Origin of the sequence: Mesorhizobium sp. BR-1-1-10 (assembly GCF_020165595.1) — a bacterium.
GTDB lineage: Bacteria > Pseudomonadota > Alphaproteobacteria > Rhizobiales > Rhizobiaceae > Mesorhizobium > Mesorhizobium australicum.
In genome coordinates, this window is the sequence record NZ_JAIUIL010000001.1 from 259,427 (window position 1) to 276,855 (window position 17,429).

Consider the following 17,429-nt stretch of genomic DNA (forward strand, 5'->3'; position numbering starts at 1 on the left):
GATCACAAGTCGACCCCGGCGCGGTGCCTTTGGCACCGGGAATCGGTCGATATGCGCCGGCAGGTTTGTTCGTCTGATTGCCAGGCGGAAGTCTCGAATCCGCGTGCGGCGCATTTCATTGCTGATCCATACCCATCAGAAGTCCGGTCGTTGCGCATCTTCGAATTCCGCAATAGGGAAGTCGAGGGGACAATGCAGGAGTTACAATTGACCAATACCGAGAGCTTCGACCCGACAGGTTTGACGGCCGAGATCGTGGCCGCCTATGTCCAGAACAATCCGGTGCCGGCCGCAGGCTTGCCTGATCTGATTGCCAGCGTGCATGCCGCGCTATTGAAGCTGGAGCAGCCGGAGATCGCCGCCAAACCAGCGCCGGTCCCTGCTGTGAACCCAAAGAAGTCGGTCTTTCCCGACTACATCGTCAGTTTGGAGGACGGCCGAAAATTCAGGTCGATGAAGCGTCATTTGGGTCTGCTTGGCATGACGCCCGATGAATACAGGGCCAAATGGGGCTTGGCCAAGGACTATCCGATGGTCGCGCCAAGCTATGCCGCCCAACGGTCCGCCTTGGCGAAATCGATCGGGCTCGGCCGCAAAGCCGCCCCGCCGCCCAAACCGGCGCGGGCGAAGCGGAAAGCGAATGCATAGCGGCAGGGCGTTCACTGTTGGGCGCTTGGTTGAGCCGCCAGGCAAATGAGCAACGGAGCGATCTCTCCGTGCTTGAGCAAACCCACGGACCGGATGAGTTGATCGAGCTCGGCACGCGAAAGGATGTCGCGGCCGAGGTCGTGCAGCTTTTCGTGTAAGGCCAAGTCATCCATCGGGTTGTTGGCGTCGCCCAGCGGTAGGGGCACGTCAATGACGCGCTCGCGCGCTCCAGCAACCATGGTCACTCGCGCTGGCGTGCGCCGCGGAAAAATCCCGGCCAGGTCGTGGGGGTAGCGGATTTCGACTTTCGCCGCGAGCGCCACCACCTCCGGATCTATGAGCGAGCACGGACGCAAGGGGCGGAAGGCGGCCGCGCCGCGCAGTGCGGCCAACGCCGCGGCAAAAGGCACTGAAAACTGTCCGCCTTCGAGCGACTTCGGTGCGATTTCGTTGGGCAGTTTCCGCGCTTCTGGAAAGATCTCAACGAGGAGGCGGTCGATCGGCACCCCTGGATCACGATCCGCAACGAGCGCCAGCACGGCATCGATGACCGGGTGCGTATAGCGGCAGGCGGCGTAGGGTTTGAGGTAGGTCTCGGCGATCAGCCAGCGGCTGCCAAGGTCGGCGGTGAGGGCGCCGACATCATAGGCGTGGGCCCGGTCGAGCAAATCGATCGAGCCGGTCATGCCGGCCCCGGCGCGGTCGGCGGCGAAGACCGCCGAGACCGTCGACCACGGGCTGCTGCCCTTGACGGAGCTTGCCTGGCAATCGCCTTGCGGCAGGTTTTGCGGCGCTTCGGCGCCGGCTATCGCAAGTGCATGGGCGAGCTGGTCGACTTGCACACCGCGCAGCCATCCGATGGCGGCCGCGACGCCGAAGCCAGTCCATTGGCCGCTGGCGAAGCTCATCGTATCGGTGAAGCGGCGGGCGGCGGCGATGCGCAAAGCAACATCATAGCCTAGCGCGGTCGCGGTGAGCACATCACGGCCATCGCTGCCCAGCCTTGCCGCTTCCATCAGCACGGCCGGGACGATGGCAGCACCCGGGTGACCCGCCGCAAGGCAATGGCCGTCATCGACGTCGAGCGAACTCGCCGCAGCGCAATTGGCAAACAGGGCGCCGAGCGGATGCAGCCCGGCCTCGGCGAACCAGGCATGTGTCGCACCTGGTCCAAAACAGGCTCTGGCGGCAATGCGCGATAGCCGCGCATTGTCGGTCGGCACGCCACCGAGGAGAGCCGCGACCGTATCGAGAATGGCGCGTTGCGTCTTCTCGATCACCATATCAGACAGGTCCCGGCGCCCCGCATCACAGACAAAATCGGCAAACCGCTGCGTCGCAAACCGCATTGCTTCCTCCTCTCGATGGAACAAGATATACCTAGTATACCCACGCTGTCGAGATGAAAAGCCCACATTCGGGGCGCCGCTCAGCCGCAGCCGGGCGGAATCCTTACCGTCAGAATGGTTTGATCGCCGATTGGGCCTTGGAGGATTTGACCAGTGTCGCTGAAACCCTCTTTGAGATAAGCCGATTTCGCCGCCGCATTGCGGATGTTGACGGCAAGCATCAGCTGCTTGACGCCGGGGCGCTTCCGCCGGAGCCACGAGATCGCCAGATCCACTCCGGCGCGGCCGTAGCCCCTACCTTGCAAGGTGCGACAAACGCGGAAACTGTGCAATGTGACCGCGTCCTTTGACGCCCAGAGGGGCGATGCAAGTCTCTCGCGAAGAATAAAGAAGCCGACGGTCTTGTCGGCGGCGACAATGGCAAGTGGATGCTCGAACTGCGGATAGCGGCTGTTTTGCAGGCCGTCAAAAACCGCATCCACGTCGCCGGCGAACTGTTCCTGCTCAGGATTGAGCAGCAACGTCTTGATGGCAGCCCGATCCCAGAGCGCCACGCGCTGCAGGCTGATCCCGTCCAGGCGCGACACGATCGACGAGGCCCGCGCCTTCCCACTTGTCGTCGCGCCCGATCTCGATGGCGATCTCATGGCTTTGTCCTCGCTTCACATGGCCCGGTCAGCCGGCGATCATCGTCGCTGGGCGCATCGATGGGGCTAGCGGGGCGCCGTTGCATCACAGGATTGCGCAGCTTGCGGCCGCAAACAGGCCGGCGAGACCCGGAAGACGTGGCGGACCGGCATGGCATGTGGGGCGCCGACCACACCCCGGCCATTGCATCATCGGCGCACGAAAGCCTCAGAACCCATTGCTTTGTCCGCCGCCCGGGTTAAGCCCATCATCGGCCCGCGCCAGGACTTGTTGCAGCGTCCTGCGCCTCCAGGAGAAGCGGGACCATGCTGACATCGGCTCGCTCGGCGCGCCCACAGTGACCGGGAAGGCAGGCAGTGGACTCGGCCAGCCAGCAATCGTTGCAAGCCATTGCTGGTCGTAGACAGTCTCGACATAGCGGTGGCCCTCGTCTGGAAAGAGCACGACCACCTTCTTGTCGGGATTGTTGTGAGACCACCATTGGGCAACCCTGTAAGCGGCGCCACTGGTCGGGCCCATGAAAAGCCCGTGCTGGCGATGAAGCTGATGGGTGGCTTGGAAGACCTCCACCGGCGTCAGCCAGTGGACCTCGTCGAACTGGCTGTGATCGACATTGGCGGGAAGGATGTTGCCGCCCAGACCGCTCAGGTTGAGCCTGCCACTCGGCTGGCCAAACAGCACGCTGCCGGGCGTGTCGACGCCTATCGCATGCAGATCGGGGAACAGCGTGCGCAGGTAATGCGATGTGCCGCTCATCGAACCACCCGATCCGACCGGACCGACCAGGCAGTCCACCTTGCCGACCCTGTCGATCAACTTTTCGGCGACCTTGCCGTAGGAGCGCGCGTTGTCTCGATTGTCGTACTGCGAGGGCCAGTAGCTGCCGGGAATATCGCGCAGATACTCGTGCAGACGATCGAGGCGCGCTTGCTGCAGCCCGCCCGCAGGCGCCGGGGTGTCGACGATCGCCACCTCGGCGCCGAGTTCGATGAGGCGCCGATGAAGATGGCGATCGAGCGCCCAGTCGCTGACCAGGATCAACCTGTAGCCGTGCTGAACCGCCAGCATGGCGAGGGCAAGGCCAAAGGTACCGGACGAGGATTCGCAGATTATCCCTCCCGGTCTCAACCGTCCCTGTTCGACGGCGCGTTCGAGCATGAAGCGAGCCGGTAGAAGCTTCATCAGGAAGAAAGAGGCGCTGAAGAGAGTGGCGCTGAGCGGAACGAGGCGAGGACCCTCGAATTCTTCCAGCCTGCGCATCAAGGTGTGAACAGAGATCATGCTTCTCCCCGCGTCCCAGAGTGGTCAGTGACGGAAGATTGCCGGGTCGAAACCAGACCCTCTCAAAGCGTCCGCCGCGCCAGCGATGTTTGCCGAGGCCTTTGGATCGAGCGCATCGAACATCAGTCCGACGACCGTGCCACTATGGGCGACCTGGACACCGACGGCATCGAAACGGCTGCCGATGGTTTCGATCTCGTCCAGACCGGGCTTTGGCAGGAAGCGCTCGTTGATGCGCGCGCTTGCCGTCGCAACTCGGCCAAGCATGCGGATATCCGCATGCTTGATGGCGGTGCGCAGCAGGCTGCGGAGCGGCCGGAAGGTCTCGATTTCCGAGGCATCGTAGCGCGCCGGCTGGTATTCGAGTGTGTCGACGGTCACATCCGGCGTTGTGTCGACGCTGATCAGATCGACCGGAGGCAGCGGTCTGCGGAAAGCTTCCAAGACGATCCCGTCACGATGGGCGAACAGCACCGCCTGTTGTTTGAAGAGGGTGGAGTCACAGGCCGTCTCGGCGCTGACCGCGATGCGCATCACCTCGTCCGACGCCGCCTCGATCTCCAGCCACCCCAGCACGGCCTGGATACTCGACAGCACGTCGGCCGTGGACGATCCCATGCCGCGGCCGACCGGGACGTTGCTGTCTATGGCGAGATTCCCGCCGGTCGCCCTTTGGCCAAACCTTGCGATGGTCAATTCCGCGGCGCGCCTGGCTTTGTCGCACGATTCCGGCGTCACAGCCACGAGATCGCCGTCGCCTCCGCTGAACCTGGCCCTCGATTGCAGCTGCCGACAGGGAAGCGAGACCAGCGCGCGCCGCAGCCGAGCGCCGTCGTCCTCGAACAGGCCCTGAACCAGTTCGCCGTGGTGGCCGACGGCCACGCCAAATCCAGCTCCGTCCAGCATGAGACGACCCCCTAAGAACAACGTATTAGATTACCCTGATGTAAACCTACCCCAGAGACTTTCATTTCGGGCGCCGGCGTGCAACAACAAACAAACTAATCTTTTGTGCTATATACGTTGCACCTTGTTTGTTCTAGTATGTTAAGAGCATTAAATTGCCTGATCGATAAAGGAACACGGCGATCACTCCAAAGATATCGGGGTTACAGGCGGCGCATCAGCCGGGATGTGGAAGCTGCTGGGATGATCAGGACGGACTGCGTGCCAGGGCGTATCCGGCGAGCCTGACGGTTCGGATAGCGGCGTCCCCAGAACATTGGCTAAGCTGCTTTCGCAGCTGCGAGATGTGGACATCGACCGTGCGCGCGCCGACGCCGCGGTTGCGCGCCCAGGCAGCGCCGATCAATTCGGCACGGCTGAGCACCCTCTCCGGGTTCTCCAGCATGTGGCGCAGCAACTTGAACTCGATCGGCCCGAGCGCGATCTGCTTGCCGGCGCAGGAAACGCGATGGGTATCGAGCCGCATTTCGACATCGGCGTAAGCAAGGGGTCGGCCATCCTGCGTCTCTGGCTCTGGCGTCAGGCCGATGGCGAGCCGGGAGCGCAGGTCCTGGAGCAGCTTGGCCGGCGCGAAAGGCCTGACAAAACACTCGTCAATCCCTGACTGCAAGAGCTGGATGAGCTGCGCTTCCGCGCCTGCATGGACCAGGGCCACACACGGGAGGGCGCCCACCGCGGTATCCTGCTTGAGCCGGCCACTTTGTGCCGCCAACTGGTTGTCCGCCCTGCAGTCCAGCAATACCGCCGCGACGGGTTTTGCGCAGACGAGCGCCAACACGTCCTCGATGGAGGCGGCAAGCGTGGGAGTAAAACCGTCGACCTCAAGAATGTGGCTCAGCAGAAGATAGAAGTCGGCATCCTGCGAGCAGATGGCGATCAATGGCTTCATGAGGCCACCCAGTCTTTCGCCCGCGATCCAGAGCAATTTCGCAGATCGAATCCGGCGCGCCGGGGGCAAGGATGGCAGATTGGGTCGGCGATGGCAACAACTCCAGATCAAAGCTCATGCCCGTGTTCGCCGCTTTGACGCCAGAAGCTTGCGAACTGGCCTCAAACTCTCACTCAATCGTACCACATAGACTTGGCGAAGGACATTTTCTCATGCTAGATTCTGGTGATCCGATGCGCGCGCCATAGTCTTTTCCATATGACGAAGCCTGCTATAACCAGCGCGTCGCCGCGCGCCAGCATTCAACAAATCATGAACAGACCAGGATGAAAACCAGCATCGACCACTTGCCGGAGCACAAGCAGGAGGAACTCGCCCGCGTGGTCGAGATCCTGCATGCCGAGTTCGAGGACGCGCTGGCTGAGAGCAGCGCCGAATGGAAGAAGAGCGGCCGCATCCTGAAGATCATCCTGTTCGGCTCCTATGCCCGCGGCGACTGGGTCGATGAGCCGCTGACGATGAAGGGATATCGCAGCGATTTCGATCTGTTGGTGATCGTCAACAACAACAAGCTGTCCGACTTCGCCTACTGGTACAAGGCCAAGGACCGGCTGGAGCGCGACCGCGCCATAAAGACGCCGACCAGCTTCATCGTCCACAGCCGCCGCTTCGTGAACACGGCGCTTCGCCAGGGCCAGTATTTTTTCACGGACATCCGCCGCGAGGGCATCGCCCTCTACGAACTCGATGAAGAGCCTCTGGCACAACCGAAACCGCTTACGCCGAAGGCAGCCTACCTGACCACGGAAGAAAATTTCCGGAACAGGGCTCCAGGCGCCAAGCAGTGGCTCGAGACTTTCGCTTTTCAGCTCGATAGGTCGCGCACAGACGGCGCATGGAGAAAGGCGGCCGCATTCACTCTTCATCAAGCCATTGAACATACCTATGCAACGCTGCTGCTGGTACTCACAAACTATAGTCCGCCGTCCCACAAACTTACATTTCTGCGCGCTTTGAAGACCAAGATCGGCGGGTATCTGAAGCTTGGCCGCGGATCAACAGCGACATCGCGCTTGGTTCAACACGCTGAACGAAGCGTATGTGAAAGCACGCTACTCGAAACATTAAGTTATCAGCGAAGAGGCGCTCGTCTGGTTAGGTGAGCGCACAGCGGAGCTGCACAGGCGCACGGAGCAAATCTGCGTTGAGTATCTAGCGCGAATGAAGGAAGCAGCAGGCGTTTAAAGACCCCGAACGGGAGCCCTGCAACGTGCTCGCGTGAGCCCGATTGATTTGATGGCGCAATGCGGATCTAAGACGGTGGCGAACGCCCCTCGTTGCTACCATTCAGTTCAGAAAGGCCGGTGTCGCGGCCGAGCCGGTCCGACCAAGTTACGATCAACTTGTCTCCCGCCGAAGGAGGTCGATGACTGTTGCCAGCTCGGCTGGGCCATCGGCGCATTGCTCCGGATGGCCGGCAAGCTCAAATGCGATCAGGGTGAACAGGCCCTCAAGCTAAGGGCCGCAAAGGGAAAGCCCGCCATTTGAAAATGAATGAAGCACCAGCATTGCCAAATGACACGGGCCCTTTCGGCGGCCTGTTGAGCGCACCTACCCCCTTGATCGCCGAGCCGACGATGAATCGACGAAGAAGCGCTGCAGCAGACCGAACAGAATCAGCGGCGGCAGCACGGCGAGGGTCGCGCCGGCCATTACCAGGGCAGTGTTGAGCGCGCCTCTGTTGTAGCTGAATAGTCGGCTGAGTCTGATGACGGTCGGGTAGGCGTCGGCACTTCCCTGCAGCACGGTCAGTGGCCACAGATAACTGTTCCAGTGATAGACAAAGGCGAACAAGGCGAGCGCCGCGATCGCTGGGGCGAGACTGGGCGCGACGATCTTGTTGAGGATCAGCAGCTCCGAGGCGCCGTCCATACGCGCCGCGACGATCAACTCGTTGGGCACGCCTGATGTGAACTGGCGCATTAGGAAGATGTCGAACGCATTGGCAAGGTTGGGCACGATGATGCCGGCTAAGCTGGCATTAAGGCCCATAGAGCCGACTAGGCGGTAGAGCGGGATCAACTTCACGATCGGCGGCAGGTACATGGTGGCGATCAGCACCGAAAACAAAAGCGAGCGGGCAGGGTAGTGGTATTTTGCGAAAGCATAGCCGGCCATCATACTGGTGACGAGGATGCCGACGGTGATGATCGAGGCGATAACCAGAGAGTTCCACATCGAGCGGCCGACATTGACCAGGCCAGAGACCTTCTCATAGGCATCCAGGCTCGGCGTATGGGGTATCCACACCGGCGGCACCTGCATGCTGTCGGCCGGCGTCTTGAGGCTCGACAACACCATAACCGGGCAATTCACTATTGAAGGCTTCTTCCGGTTCAATGCCGCCCCAACCAACTGTCTGTTGATTGCACAGTGGGTAACGGGCGGATGGGCGTTCTGGTTCGACGGCGGCCAGCTCTATTTTCGCGACGGGAGTAGCGTCGACTCGGGCAAGTACACATGGTCGCCGACGCTCAACACCTGGTCTATGTCGATGGCATAATGCGGGTGAAGACGACCGGCTATAGCCAAAGCATTCCTGATGGCAGCGGGCAACTAAAGATCGGAAGCCTCGCGCCATACTTTGGCGGCTACGACCTCAAGGATGGGTCGATGAAGTCGGCATCACAAAGGGTGTCGCCCGCTACGCGTCGGATGCCGGCGTCACGGTTCCGACATCTGCTTTCCCGCGCCTAACGTCGTGGCAGGGCCAAAGGGACCATGGTCCAGGGTTACCGATATAACCCGCTATTTAACGAGGTGCGGCTTGCGCGACAGCGACCTGACGGAGCGGCCGGGCAAGGGCTTCCCGCCTTTAGGTTGGCGGCGGACCGCAAACATGCATAAACGCAAGGGCGCCCTTCGCAACGATACCTTTTTCCGATGCCGCGTGTGAGCTGGCGGCCGAAATCGTGTCGAGACTCTTCTGCAATCGGTCAGTGACTGGCCGCAACTTGTCGCCGCCGAGTTGCTCCAGCTCGAGCTTCAAAAGGACCAGATCGAGCGCTGCGAGGTTGATATCCCTGACCGCCTCGTGCGCATTTTTGGAGGCGGTCGCGCTGGCGATCAGTTGCTGACGGATAAGCTCGCACTGCTCTCGAGTAATCTCGCTTGCATGCGCGCTGTCCAATGTGCTGGCAATGGCGGCGGCCATGAATAGTCGATGGGCAAGCGCTCGCAAGCTATCAGCCCCCGAATATCTTTCTGAGAAGACCCCAGAAACTGACCGTGGTGCGGTCATAGACCGATTGTAGGCGGCGCGTTTTGGGTCTGTGATCCATCCCATGCCGCGCGGTGCCTTCAGACCTAGATTTTGTCGCACCATTCGCTTTACCGAAGCCCGTGTGCTGCCAAACTGCGCTTTATGCTCGGTTTGCGGATCCCAAACCTCATGGACTTGCTCCTCCCGGCCGTTCGCTCGCTGCGCGACCACCGCAGTGCTTATCATCAGCGGCAATGTTATCCGGCGTCGGGCATTTTCTCGGGTGCCCACTACCGGCGCCGCCAGAGCTTCCGTTGGCACCCGCCGCGCCCATCACCGGCGGCCCGCGATATTGAGCCACCACAGCGGCCGAACGCTGACCGTCACCCTCGATATGAGTGTTGTTGCTGTTTGGGTTGAAGGGATCCACGGGCTGCAAAAGGCCGTTGGCCCGGACGGCGTCTCCAGCTGCCAGCGTCACCGCTATCGTAGTGGTTGAGGTAGTCGGACGAACAGCCGCTGAGCACCAGGGTTAGGCCAACGCATGCTGGGATCTGAAAGCGCATTGGCGGCGCCCTCAGACCGACGAAGGGTTGATGCCCGCAGCCCTTAACTTCGCGCCGAGATTTGCGCGGGTCGCACAGGCAGCCTTGTCACCGGCGACGCATTCGTCGTTGGCATCCTTCCAGTCCAGAAGCGCCGTGTTGATCCAACTGCCGGGCGCGCGCTGGATACCATAAGGTGTCGGCGGCGCGCCACTCGCGACGGCTGCCACCGCGGCGGCTCCCTGACCGTGAGGCGAGCGCTTCCCCCCATTGATGATCAGACAGTTCTTCATGTACTGATCTTCGGCCGCCAGGTTGCCGAGGGCATTGCCTATTCCGGCGCCGGCTACAAAGCCGGGCGATCCGATTGCAATATAGCCTTGGTCTGCCGAGCCCTTCTGCATCTCGCACTGAGCATGGGCGACGTCGAAACTCGGTCCGTAACCGATCTGCATATAGTCAGATTGATTGCTAGTCTGACAGCCGGACAGCGCAGCAACGGCACCCAGCGCCGCCAATACTTTGATTTTCATCCCCAGGCCCTCCCAAGGCCAAGGATTAGCATCTTCTAAAGTTATTCTTTGTGCAAGGGTACACGTCTACTCTGGTTAATCGGGACTAGATCGACCCGCCGCCGTGGCGGGTTCCCGGGTAGGAGTCCAGATCGGAACATTAGCGTCCTCTAACGGTTCTACCTATGCGATGTGTTCCCGGAGTCTATGATCGGTGAAGTGCGATGGCGCTGGTGTTGGCTTGTGATTTCGCCCACTTCCTCGGATTGACCGGGACGAACTACTAGTCGACGTCTTATCGGTCGCAGCGTGCTTGCTGCTTTTTGATACTGTGGTGCCCGGCCGCCCATATCGATAGGAAGCGGCGTCGCGGTCGTTGCCTCATCGGTCCTGAAGCGGCGCACAGCAGTTTTGAGTTAAGATGGCCCGCCGGCGCTAGCCGCCGGGTGCGGGTGTTGTCCGCCGGGCCTTGGCCAAGCTGTTGTGAGCCAGTCGGCCCAGGTGAAGATATTTGCAGCGCCTAAAGCCTGCGCCCTGCAAACGCAGGATGTCCAATGCACGACCGAGCCCTAGAATATTCCGCCCTGTTGCAAAAGTAGCGCAGACTCTTCGTGAGAAAATGCGCAAAGCTACAAGTTGATGAATTTGGAGACGAAGGCGTGAAAATCGCACTCATCTGTTCCGTTGCGTTTCTGACAGCCTCTTCTCCAGTCCTGGCTGCCGACCTCGTTGAGCCCGTTGCCGCGATGCCGTACTCATGGACCGGCTTCTATATCGGCGCACAAGTCGGAGGCGCCTGGAATGACAGCCGATGGTCGCCGGCAATCCCTCCGGGGAGCTTCGCTCCCTTCAATACAAACGGGTCCGGAGCCGTGTATGGCGGACAGATCGGTTACAACTACCAGATCAACCAATTCGTCATAGGCGTCGAGGGCGATTTCGCAGGCTCTTCGGTAAAGGGCGACAGTCAATGTCCGGCTACGCCAGGGTCGGTCTGCGAGACCAAGCAGGACTATCTGGGTTCGGTGCGCGGACGCCTCGGGTACGCAATCGATCGGGTGCTTATCTATGGCGATGGCGGCGTTGCATTCAGCAAGTACAAGTTTGCGGAGACGCAGCTTTTGCTTCAATCCTTTGGGGGTGGGTCTCGGATAGGTTGGACTGCTGGCCTCGGCGTTGAATACGCTTTCAGTGACCATTGGACTGCTGGCGTCGAATGGAATTATTACGATTTTGGCTCGAAAGATGGCGCCAGCAGCTTAGCAGGCCCGGCCTTCGTGCTCAGCGCTCGCGAGACCGAGAACACTGTCGTCGCCAAGATTAACTACAAATTCTGAGATAGCCAGCGCGAATCCAGGATATAGTCCATGCGGCCGAAGAAGCGGCGGTAGGACAATCGGCCGGCGGCGACGCGCGCTGGTGGGCGCGCTACTGTTTTCGCCAACCGAACAAGCCGGTACGCGATCGCCGACACTATGGCCCCTATTGAGGCGTCGACGCCGAGCATGCCAATCGGGTTCGGCCACGGGGCAAGCACATACCCGCTGCTGATCATGGGCTTTGCCATTTGGGCGTTTGCCCTAGACGCGTGCCTGCCAGGCGGTGTTACCTCGCTAAGGGAAGGGCACGGCGACTGGACGGTGTCTTGCAACCTATCCAACCAGAACGGCGCCGGCCTCAAGGTCTGCGTGCTGTCGCAGGAACAGACCGACAGCCAGTCGCACCAGCGCGTGCTGGCGATGGAACTGCGCCCGGCCGGTGAGGCCGTCCAAGGAACGCTGGTGCTGCCATTCGGCCTGGCTCTGGACCAGGGCGTGACGCTCCAAGTCGATGACGGGCCGACACTGGCGCCGCTGCGCTTCCGCACCTGCCTGCCCGGCGGCTGCATTGTCGATCTGAGCTTTGATGGGGAGACATTGGCCGCCCTGCGCGACGGCAAAAGCCTCAAGGTCAAAGTGGTCGCGGATGGCGGCGAGGAGACCGTGCTTGCCCTGTCGCTGAACGGCTTCCCCAGCGCGGTGACCGGACCGAGGCGCTGCTGAAGTAGACGTTCTATTTTCCGTATCGCTGCTCCAGCGCTTCGGCAATGTGTTCGCAAAGCAACTCCCCGGTGACGATGGTGACGTGGAGACGGATGCGTGTGCCCTGCGGATCGACCATCGTGACCACCGCCCCGCGGTCGGAGTATTCGAACGTGTCCGGAACGTTGTGAATCACGAAGTCAGCTACATTGGGCGCCGAGCCGGCGTGATCTTCCACGGCCTTCCTCCATCCCGAATTCAGCGGGGTCTGCCTTTGGCCAGCCGTCGTGTGTCGAGGCAGCTTTCCTCCGGCAGCTGACCGATCGTTAATACGTAGCAGATTGCGTTAGCGTCCAGAAGAATATTAATGCGTCGTCGCGCACCGCTGTTGAGCGCGGAGCCTTTCTTCATCTACAAGGGGAAAGGGTAAGTGTTCCGATCGTCATATCTTTGATGGCAGGCAATGACGAAGCAAGAAATTACGCTAAACGCCATCTTAAGTCGGATTTAATACATTTGAGCGCCAGATTAGCGAGACACTTCTAATTAGTCCCCTTATGGGCACCTGCGGGCGGGACTGATCTTATCAGGTCAGCGGTCATATGAAGCGGTTCAAGGACATAAGTGTCGGCAGCAAGCTCTCGCTGGGCTTTGGCTTGGCATTGCTTTGCACCGTGACGGTCGGGATATTTGGGGTCGCACAGCTGCGGTCGCTCAATAAGGTCACGAGCGAGATCACCGGAATTTGGTTGCCCCAGGTCCAGATCGTCGACGAGATGAAGCGCAACCTTGCGGAGCACCGGCTCTACGCGACGCTGCGCATGCGTACAGAAGACACTCAGCAAATCGCTGACATCGATAAGGATATGGCGAGAGAGAGCGAAGAAACGCTCCGGGATCGGCGCGCCTACCGCAGGAGTGCCGGATCACCGGCCGAGCAGGAGCTGTTTGATCAATTTGTCTATCTGTGGACGGCCTACGAAGACTCGTTGACGTCGATTTTCCCGCTCCTGGAAACCGGAGACAGAACCAAGGCGCTAAAAGAGTTCGAGGCCGTGTCGCTCCCGACTGTTGCCGAAGCGGCTCAGCGGTTGGACGGTCTCCTGGCCCTGACCAATCAGCGAAGCACGGCTGTCGCAGCCATGGCGGACCGCACCTATACCATCGCACAGCGGCTGACTTGGGCCGCGATCGTCTTTGCCGCCGCCTGCCTTGGCGTGCTTGTCGCCTGGATTCGCCATAATGTCAGCAAGCCTATCCTTGCCGTCAGCGAGGCGATGCATCTGTTGACGCAGGGTGACCGCCGCTCAACGCTCGTTGCCCTGAAAAGGGACCGACGCGACGAGATTGGCCTCCTGTTCTCGGCCTTCGCCGGTTACCGCGCCAGCCTGGAGCGCAGCGACGCCTTGGTCCGCGAGGCCGAAAACGAACGGCAGCATTTGGTTGCCGCCGCTGCGAACATGCCCGTGGGCCTGTGCATGTTCGATGCCGAGCGGCGGTTGGTTTTTTGCAACCAGACCTACGCTGACCTCTACCACTTGCCGGAGAGCCTGACCCGTCCAGGCTCGCAGTGGGCCGATTTGATGCGGTTCCGGATTGCGGCGGGACTTTATGCGGGCCAGGACCCGGAGAGATATCTGGAAGACCTCTCTGCGACCATCGACCGCGCGGAGCGCGTGGTGAGCCTGGTGGAGCTCAGGGACGGGCGGACCATCGACCTCATCCATCAGCCGCTGCCGGACGGCGGATGGCTTGCCACGCATCACGACATGACCGACTTGCGGCACAGCGAGGCCCGCATCTCCCACATGGCGCGCCATGACGGGCTTACCGATCTTCCAAACCGCATATTGTTCCACGAACGTGCCGAGGAAGCCCTGGCCGCGATGGAACGGAGAGATGGCAAGGCCGCCTTCCTTTGCCTCGATCTCGATCATTTCAAGATGGTCAACGACACGCTCGGGCATCCGATCGGTGACGCCTTGCTCAAGGAGGTTGCCTCCAGGCTGACGCAGGTGGTCCGTGAAGACGACACAGTGGCCAGGCTTGGCGGCGACGAGTTCGTGATCATTCAAAGGGAGGCTGGTCAGCCGGTCGAGGCCACCGCCCTCGCGCAACGGGTCATTGATGCGCTGAGCGAGCCCTATGTCGTTGATGGGCATGGGATGTGATCAGCGCCGCGTCGGCATCTCGATTGCGCCGGACGATAGCAGAAACGCCGACCAACTGCTCAAGAACGGCGACATGGCGCTCTACCGGGCAAAGGCGGAGGGCCGCAGAACGTACAGGTTCTTCGAGCCGGAAATGGATGCCCGCATGCAGGCGCGGCGGTTTCTCGAACTCGATCTGCGCGAAGCGCTGGGAGAGGGGCAATTCGAGATCTACTACCAGCCGCTCCTCGATCTCCGCCGCGGCGAGGTCAGTTGCTTCGAGGCGCTGCTGCGCTGGCATCACCCGACGCGCGGCATCGTCTCTCCGGCCGAGTTCATTCCCTTGGCCGAGGAGATCGGCCTGATCGTCCCGATCGGTGAATGGGTGATCAAGCAAGCTTGTCTCGACGCGGCAGGCTGGCCCGGTGGGATCAAGGTTGCCGTCAATCTGTCCCCGACGCAGTTTCGCAATGCGCGCTTGCTCTCGGCGATTGTCGAGGCCCTGGATGTCTCGGGGCTGCCCCCGAGTAAGCTCGAGCTTGAAATCACCGAAACGGTGTTGCTAGCCAATACCCAAGCGACCCTGGCCATGCTGCAACAAATCCATATGCTGGGCGTGCATATCGCGATGGATGACTTCGTAACCGGATATTCGAGCTTGAGCTATCTGCGCTCGTTCCCGTTCGACAAGATCAAGATCGACCAATCCTTCGTGAAGGACGCCGATGACGTCGACAGCTCCGTCGCCATCATTCGGGCCGTCACGAGCCTTGGCAGCAGCCTCGGGATGCAGACCACCGCCGAAGGGGTTGAGACTGCCGAGCAGCTCGATCGGGTGCGACGGGAAGGCTGTACCGAGGCACAGGGCTTCCTGCTCAGTCGGCCCCTGCCTGCCCGACATATCCCCGCGATGCTGGAGCGAGCACGTGCCGTCGTGGCCGGCGACATCAGCGAGCCCGCACCCGAAATGACGGGCCAGCGGAACAGAGAGCAGTCCTCTTCCGGCCGACGTCGCAGGATTGCGTCTGCCCGCGGCTAAATATCCGGAGCTTGAGCGGCCTATCCGCTGCATACAGCCGACTTTCTCTGCATCGTATTGCGACAGCGTGAAACGTCATCGGAGGCCTTTGCTGCCATATAGAATGCAAATGATCCCGCTTTGAGCCTGAGGACCGACTGGCACCGCGCTCGGCACGTGTCGCTGGTCCTGTGTCGGGTGCAGCAGCGGTTGGAGACGCGAACGATGGTTAATCCCGGAATTCCGATATTGACCGATGGAGAACAGAAAACGCGTCGAACTTCGGTGGCCGCGTCGGAGGAGGGATCGGAATGTGCGGTGGTTCGCGAGGCCGAGTTTGCGATGACCGAGGCACTCCGACTTCAGGATGGATACCCAACTTCGCGGCTCAGTCTCTCGTGGGTATCGTGGCAAAACTGGAAATGATTGTTGGCGCCGACCGGGACATTGGCGACCCGACGGATTTTCCATGGCCGCACATCGCGTCCGTTCTGCGCGATCTGAAGGCAGTTGCTGGCGATCTGCCGGCCTACCGGTTAAACCGGGCTGCTACCCGCGCGGATGTGGGGCGGCATCGGAAAGAAGCACCAAACTCGTCGCGGCCTTGGAGGCGCACGGTTGAACGGCTCAAGTACCTATATCGGCGCGATCAACGCCAACACGGAAAACAGCGATCCGATCTTGGAATGCGTTTAAGACTGATGGTTCGCCTTCAACGCGTCTAGCAGATCTCCCCACTCCTGCATCAGCGTGACCCGTTGCTCCCAACAGGTCGCTCGGTTGTAGGTCCGCCGGATGGCGTTCTTGTCCTGGTGCGCCAGGACAGCTTCAATCACGTCTGGATCGTGGTCGCGGGCGTTGAGGATGGTGCTGGCGGTCACCCGGAAACCATGGGCGGTCACTTCGTCCTTTCCGTAGCCCATACGTCGTAGCGCAGCGTTCATGGCGTTCTCGGAAAGCGGCCGTTTTGTGGAGCGGATCGAAGGAAAGCACAGGCCGCCGTCCTCTGAGAGCTGCCAGACCTCTTCCAAGACCGAAAGCGCCTGTTTGGACAGTGGCACGTCGTGCGGAGCACGCATCTTCATACGCTCGGCCGGAATATGCCAGACGGCCTTCTTTCGGTCGAACTCGTCGCGCGTGGCGCCCCGTACTTTGCCGGGACGGACACAGGTGAGGGCAAGAACTGGAGGGCGGCTTTGATGGTTGGCCAGCCGTCGTATGCGTCGACCGTCATCAGGAGCTTGCCGAACCTCTTTTCATCGGTGATAGCGGCACGACCGTTGACTTTTGGCGACTGGAGAGCGCCCCGGAGGTGTAGGGTTGGATCGGCCTCTGCCCGTAAGGTGACAATGGCCAAGCGGAAGACGCTGCCTATCACGCCGCGTAAACGCCGCGCTGTCCACGCCTCGCAATCAAGCATCGCCGGGCAAAGACCCAGTCTTGTCGCTGGTCGCCAGGAGCGAAGTCAAACTCAGCGCGCGCAGACCGGTTGTCTTTACAGGAAGGCTCTGCAACAATTGCATCTGCGCCAGTTTCCGCGACCACCGTGTGAAGCTGTAGAAGGCCAGGGACGACACGACGAGTGTCTGGGCGTAACCGCTCGGGATCGTGGCTCACTTGAGGTGGGTTCCCCAACGTCCGGCCCGCAGCGCACCGCTGCCCCTGCCGGACCGACCCGCGGGAGGCCTCCGGCATGCCGAAAATCCACTCTGATTTCGCCGCCAGCTACAGCGAATTGACGCTTTGGGAATTGGCCGATCCAGCAGCGACGGTAGAGGCTGCGGTCGAACTCTACGGCCCAGACGCGGCGACCGCCGCAGCATGGTGCGCGCTGACTGCGAACTTCGACGGGCGCGAGGAGGACTATCGCTTCTGGTGCACGGTCTTCTCAAAGCTGGGCAACAGACTCCAGTCTTGAACTCTGTTTGAGAACGAACCTCCCCGTTCCGACAGAGTCGATGTGCAACGTCCCCGAGCCGCCTTACTGGACGCGAGACAGGTGGCGGACAGGCCTGAATACTTAATGCACGAACAACATGTTTCCGGCGCTTAACGCCATTTCATCTAACTTTAGTACAGCGCCGGGACTGACTGCGCTATCCTTCACCGAGGCCCAGCCCGGAGGGAGAATGTCTTTCAT

At 61.0% G+C, this 17,429-nt stretch carries 18 protein-coding genes and 2 pseudogenes; 8 read left to right on the forward strand and 12 right to left on the reverse strand.

Annotated features, from left to right (window positions below; genetic code table 11):
- The first annotated feature begins 192 nt into the window (after positions 1-192).
- Complete coding sequence (locus LB555_RS01095; protein WP_224682235.1) at positions 193-648, forward strand: MucR family transcriptional regulator; 456 nt, start codon at positions 193-195, stop codon at positions 646-648.
- 11 nt (positions 649-659) lie between these two features.
- On the opposite strand, the gene LB555_RS01100 is transcribed toward LB555_RS01095, so the two are convergent.
- From LB555_RS01100 to LB555_RS01120, 5 genes are all read right to left on the reverse strand, one after another.
- Positions 660-1,997, reverse strand: coding sequence for an MmgE/PrpD family protein (locus LB555_RS01100; protein ID WP_224682154.1), 1,338 nt, complete (start codon positions 1,995-1,997; stop codon positions 660-662).
- A gap of 80 nt (positions 1,998-2,077) precedes the next feature.
- Positions 2,078-2,644 (reverse strand): GNAT family N-acetyltransferase, encoded by a 567-nt coding sequence (locus tag LB555_RS01105; protein WP_224682155.1) that lies wholly within the window; start codon positions 2,642-2,644, stop codon positions 2,078-2,080.
- A 208-nt stretch (positions 2,645-2,852) separates the two neighbouring features.
- Complete coding sequence (locus LB555_RS01110; protein ID WP_224682156.1) at positions 2,853-3,926, reverse strand: pyridoxal-phosphate dependent enzyme; 1,074 nt, start codon at positions 3,924-3,926, stop codon at positions 2,853-2,855.
- 24 nt (positions 3,927-3,950) lie between these two features.
- A complete protein-coding gene (locus LB555_RS01115) occupies positions 3,951-4,832 on the reverse strand; it encodes a GHMP kinase (RefSeq protein ID WP_224682157.1) in 882 nt (293 codons plus the stop codon).
- A 247-nt stretch (positions 4,833-5,079) separates the two neighbouring features.
- On the reverse strand, positions 5,080-5,781 hold the full coding sequence (locus tag LB555_RS01120) for a response regulator transcription factor (RefSeq protein ID WP_224682158.1): 702 nt from the start codon (positions 5,779-5,781) through the stop codon (positions 5,080-5,082).
- 326 nt (positions 5,782-6,107) lie between these two features.
- Between LB555_RS01120 and LB555_RS01125 the strand changes: the two are divergent.
- A pseudogene (locus LB555_RS01125) lies at positions 6,108-7,026 on the forward strand (nucleotidyltransferase and HEPN domain-containing protein).
- 366 nt (positions 7,027-7,392) lie between these two features.
- On the opposite strand, the gene LB555_RS01130 reads toward LB555_RS01125, so the two are convergent.
- Positions 7,393-8,091, reverse strand: a complete 699-nt coding sequence (locus LB555_RS01130; protein WP_224682159.1) for a carbohydrate ABC transporter permease — start codon at positions 8,089-8,091, stop codon at positions 7,393-7,395.
- A 13-nt stretch (positions 8,092-8,104) separates the two neighbouring features.
- On the opposite strand from LB555_RS01130, the gene LB555_RS01135 reads away from it, so the two are divergent.
- Entirely contained in the window at positions 8,105-8,344 is a 240-nt protein-coding gene (locus LB555_RS01135; RefSeq protein WP_224682160.1) for a hypothetical protein, read from the forward strand.
- A gap of 312 nt (positions 8,345-8,656) precedes the next feature.
- On the opposite strand, the gene LB555_RS01140 is transcribed toward LB555_RS01135, so the two are convergent.
- Together LB555_RS01140 and LB555_RS01145 are read right to left on the reverse strand one after the other, a co-directional pair.
- Complete coding sequence (locus tag LB555_RS01140; RefSeq protein ID WP_224682161.1) at positions 8,657-8,995, reverse strand: hypothetical protein; 339 nt, start codon at positions 8,993-8,995, stop codon at positions 8,657-8,659.
- A 625-nt stretch (positions 8,996-9,620) separates the two neighbouring features.
- Complete coding sequence (locus LB555_RS01145) at positions 9,621-10,121, reverse strand: hypothetical protein (RefSeq protein WP_224682162.1); 501 nt, start codon at positions 10,119-10,121, stop codon at positions 9,621-9,623.
- Between the two features lie 638 nt (positions 10,122-10,759).
- On the opposite strand from LB555_RS01145, the gene LB555_RS01150 reads away from it, so the two are divergent.
- Complete coding sequence (locus LB555_RS01150; protein ID WP_224682163.1) at positions 10,760-11,437, forward strand: outer membrane protein; 678 nt, start codon at positions 10,760-10,762, stop codon at positions 11,435-11,437.
- Here the strand turns inward: LB555_RS01150 and LB555_RS01155 are convergent.
- Entirely contained in the window at positions 11,425-11,667 is a 243-nt protein-coding gene (locus LB555_RS01155) for a hypothetical protein (protein ID WP_224682253.1), read from the reverse strand. The genes LB555_RS01150 and LB555_RS01155 overlap by 13 nt on opposite strands.
- 73 nt (positions 11,668-11,740) lie before the next feature.
- On the opposite strand from LB555_RS01155, the gene LB555_RS01160 reads away from it, so the two are divergent.
- Positions 11,741-12,142, forward strand: a complete 402-nt coding sequence (locus tag LB555_RS01160; protein WP_318012971.1) for an invasion associated locus B family protein — start codon at positions 11,741-11,743, stop codon at positions 12,140-12,142.
- 10 nt (positions 12,143-12,152) lie between these two features.
- Here LB555_RS01160 and LB555_RS01165 read toward each other — a convergent pair whose 3' ends face one another.
- Positions 12,153-12,359 (reverse strand): hypothetical protein, encoded by a 207-nt coding sequence (locus LB555_RS01165; protein ID WP_224682164.1) that lies wholly within the window; start codon positions 12,357-12,359, stop codon positions 12,153-12,155.
- 364 nt (positions 12,360-12,723) lie between these two features.
- On the opposite strand from LB555_RS01165, the gene LB555_RS01170 reads away from it, so the two are divergent.
- Both LB555_RS01170 and LB555_RS01175 read left to right on the forward strand, forming a co-directional pair.
- Positions 12,724-14,292, forward strand: coding sequence for a diguanylate cyclase domain-containing protein (locus tag LB555_RS01170; RefSeq protein ID WP_224682165.1), 1,569 nt, complete (start codon positions 12,724-12,726; stop codon positions 14,290-14,292).
- Positions 14,267-15,310 (forward strand): putative bifunctional diguanylate cyclase/phosphodiesterase, encoded by a 1,044-nt coding sequence (locus LB555_RS01175; RefSeq protein ID WP_224682166.1) that lies wholly within the window; start codon positions 14,267-14,269, stop codon positions 15,308-15,310. The genes LB555_RS01170 and LB555_RS01175 overlap by 26 nt, the downstream gene beginning before the upstream one ends.
- Positions 15,311-15,981: 671 nt before the next feature.
- On the opposite strand, the gene LB555_RS01180 is transcribed toward LB555_RS01175, so the two are convergent.
- Positions 15,982-16,509, reverse strand: a complete 528-nt coding sequence (locus LB555_RS01180; protein WP_318012980.1) for a site-specific integrase — start codon at positions 16,507-16,509, stop codon at positions 15,982-15,984.
- A gap of 125 nt (positions 16,510-16,634) precedes the next feature.
- A pseudogene (locus LB555_RS29450) lies at positions 16,635-16,709 on the reverse strand (hypothetical protein); the annotation flags it as partial.
- Positions 16,710-16,982: 273 nt separating this feature from the next.
- Between LB555_RS29450 and LB555_RS01185 the strand changes: the two are divergent.
- The gene (locus tag LB555_RS01185) at positions 16,983-17,207 is read left to right on the forward strand and encodes a hypothetical protein (RefSeq protein WP_224682167.1); all 225 of its coding nucleotides are present in this window, start codon (positions 16,983-16,985) and stop codon (positions 17,205-17,207) included.
- The last annotated feature ends 222 nt before the right edge of the window (positions 17,208-17,429 follow it).

Coding starts and splice junctions, on each gene's coding strand:
- LB555_RS01100 (WP_224682154.1), bottom strand. CDS start 1,997: ATGCGGTTTGCGACGCAGCGGTTTGCCGATTTTGTCTGTGATGCGGGG.
- LB555_RS01145 (WP_224682162.1), bottom strand. CDS start 10,121: ATGAAAATCAAAGTATTGGCGGCGCTGGGTGCCGTTGCTGCGCTGTCC.
- LB555_RS01095 (WP_224682235.1), top strand. CDS start 193: ATGCAGGAGTTACAATTGACCAATACCGAGAGCTTCGACCCGACAGGT.
- LB555_RS01185 (WP_224682167.1), top strand. CDS start 16,983: ATGCCGAAAATCCACTCTGATTTCGCCGCCAGCTACAGCGAATTGACG.
- LB555_RS01140 (WP_224682161.1), bottom strand. CDS start 8,995: ATGGCCGCCGCCATTGCCAGCACATTGGACAGCGCGCATGCAAGCGAG.
- LB555_RS01175 (WP_224682166.1), top strand. CDS start 14,267: ATGTCGTTGATGGGCATGGGATGTGATCAGCGCCGCGTCGGCATCTCG.
- LB555_RS01170 (WP_224682165.1), top strand. CDS start 12,724: ATGAAGCGGTTCAAGGACATAAGTGTCGGCAGCAAGCTCTCGCTGGGC.
- LB555_RS01105 (WP_224682155.1), bottom strand. CDS start 2,644: ATGAGATCGCCATCGAGATCGGGCGCGACGACAAGTGGGAAGGCGCGG.
- LB555_RS01135 (WP_224682160.1), top strand. CDS start 8,105: ATGCTGTCGGCCGGCGTCTTGAGGCTCGACAACACCATAACCGGGCAA.
- LB555_RS01120 (WP_224682158.1), bottom strand. CDS start 5,781: ATGAAGCCATTGATCGCCATCTGCTCGCAGGATGCCGACTTCTATCTT.
- LB555_RS01110 (WP_224682156.1), bottom strand. CDS start 3,926: ATGATCTCTGTTCACACCTTGATGCGCAGGCTGGAAGAATTCGAGGGT.
- LB555_RS01155 (WP_224682253.1), bottom strand. CDS start 11,667: ATGGCAAAGCCCATGATCAGCAGCGGGTATGTGCTTGCCCCGTGGCCG.
- LB555_RS01115 (WP_224682157.1), bottom strand. CDS start 4,832: ATGCTGGACGGAGCTGGATTTGGCGTGGCCGTCGGCCACCACGGCGAA.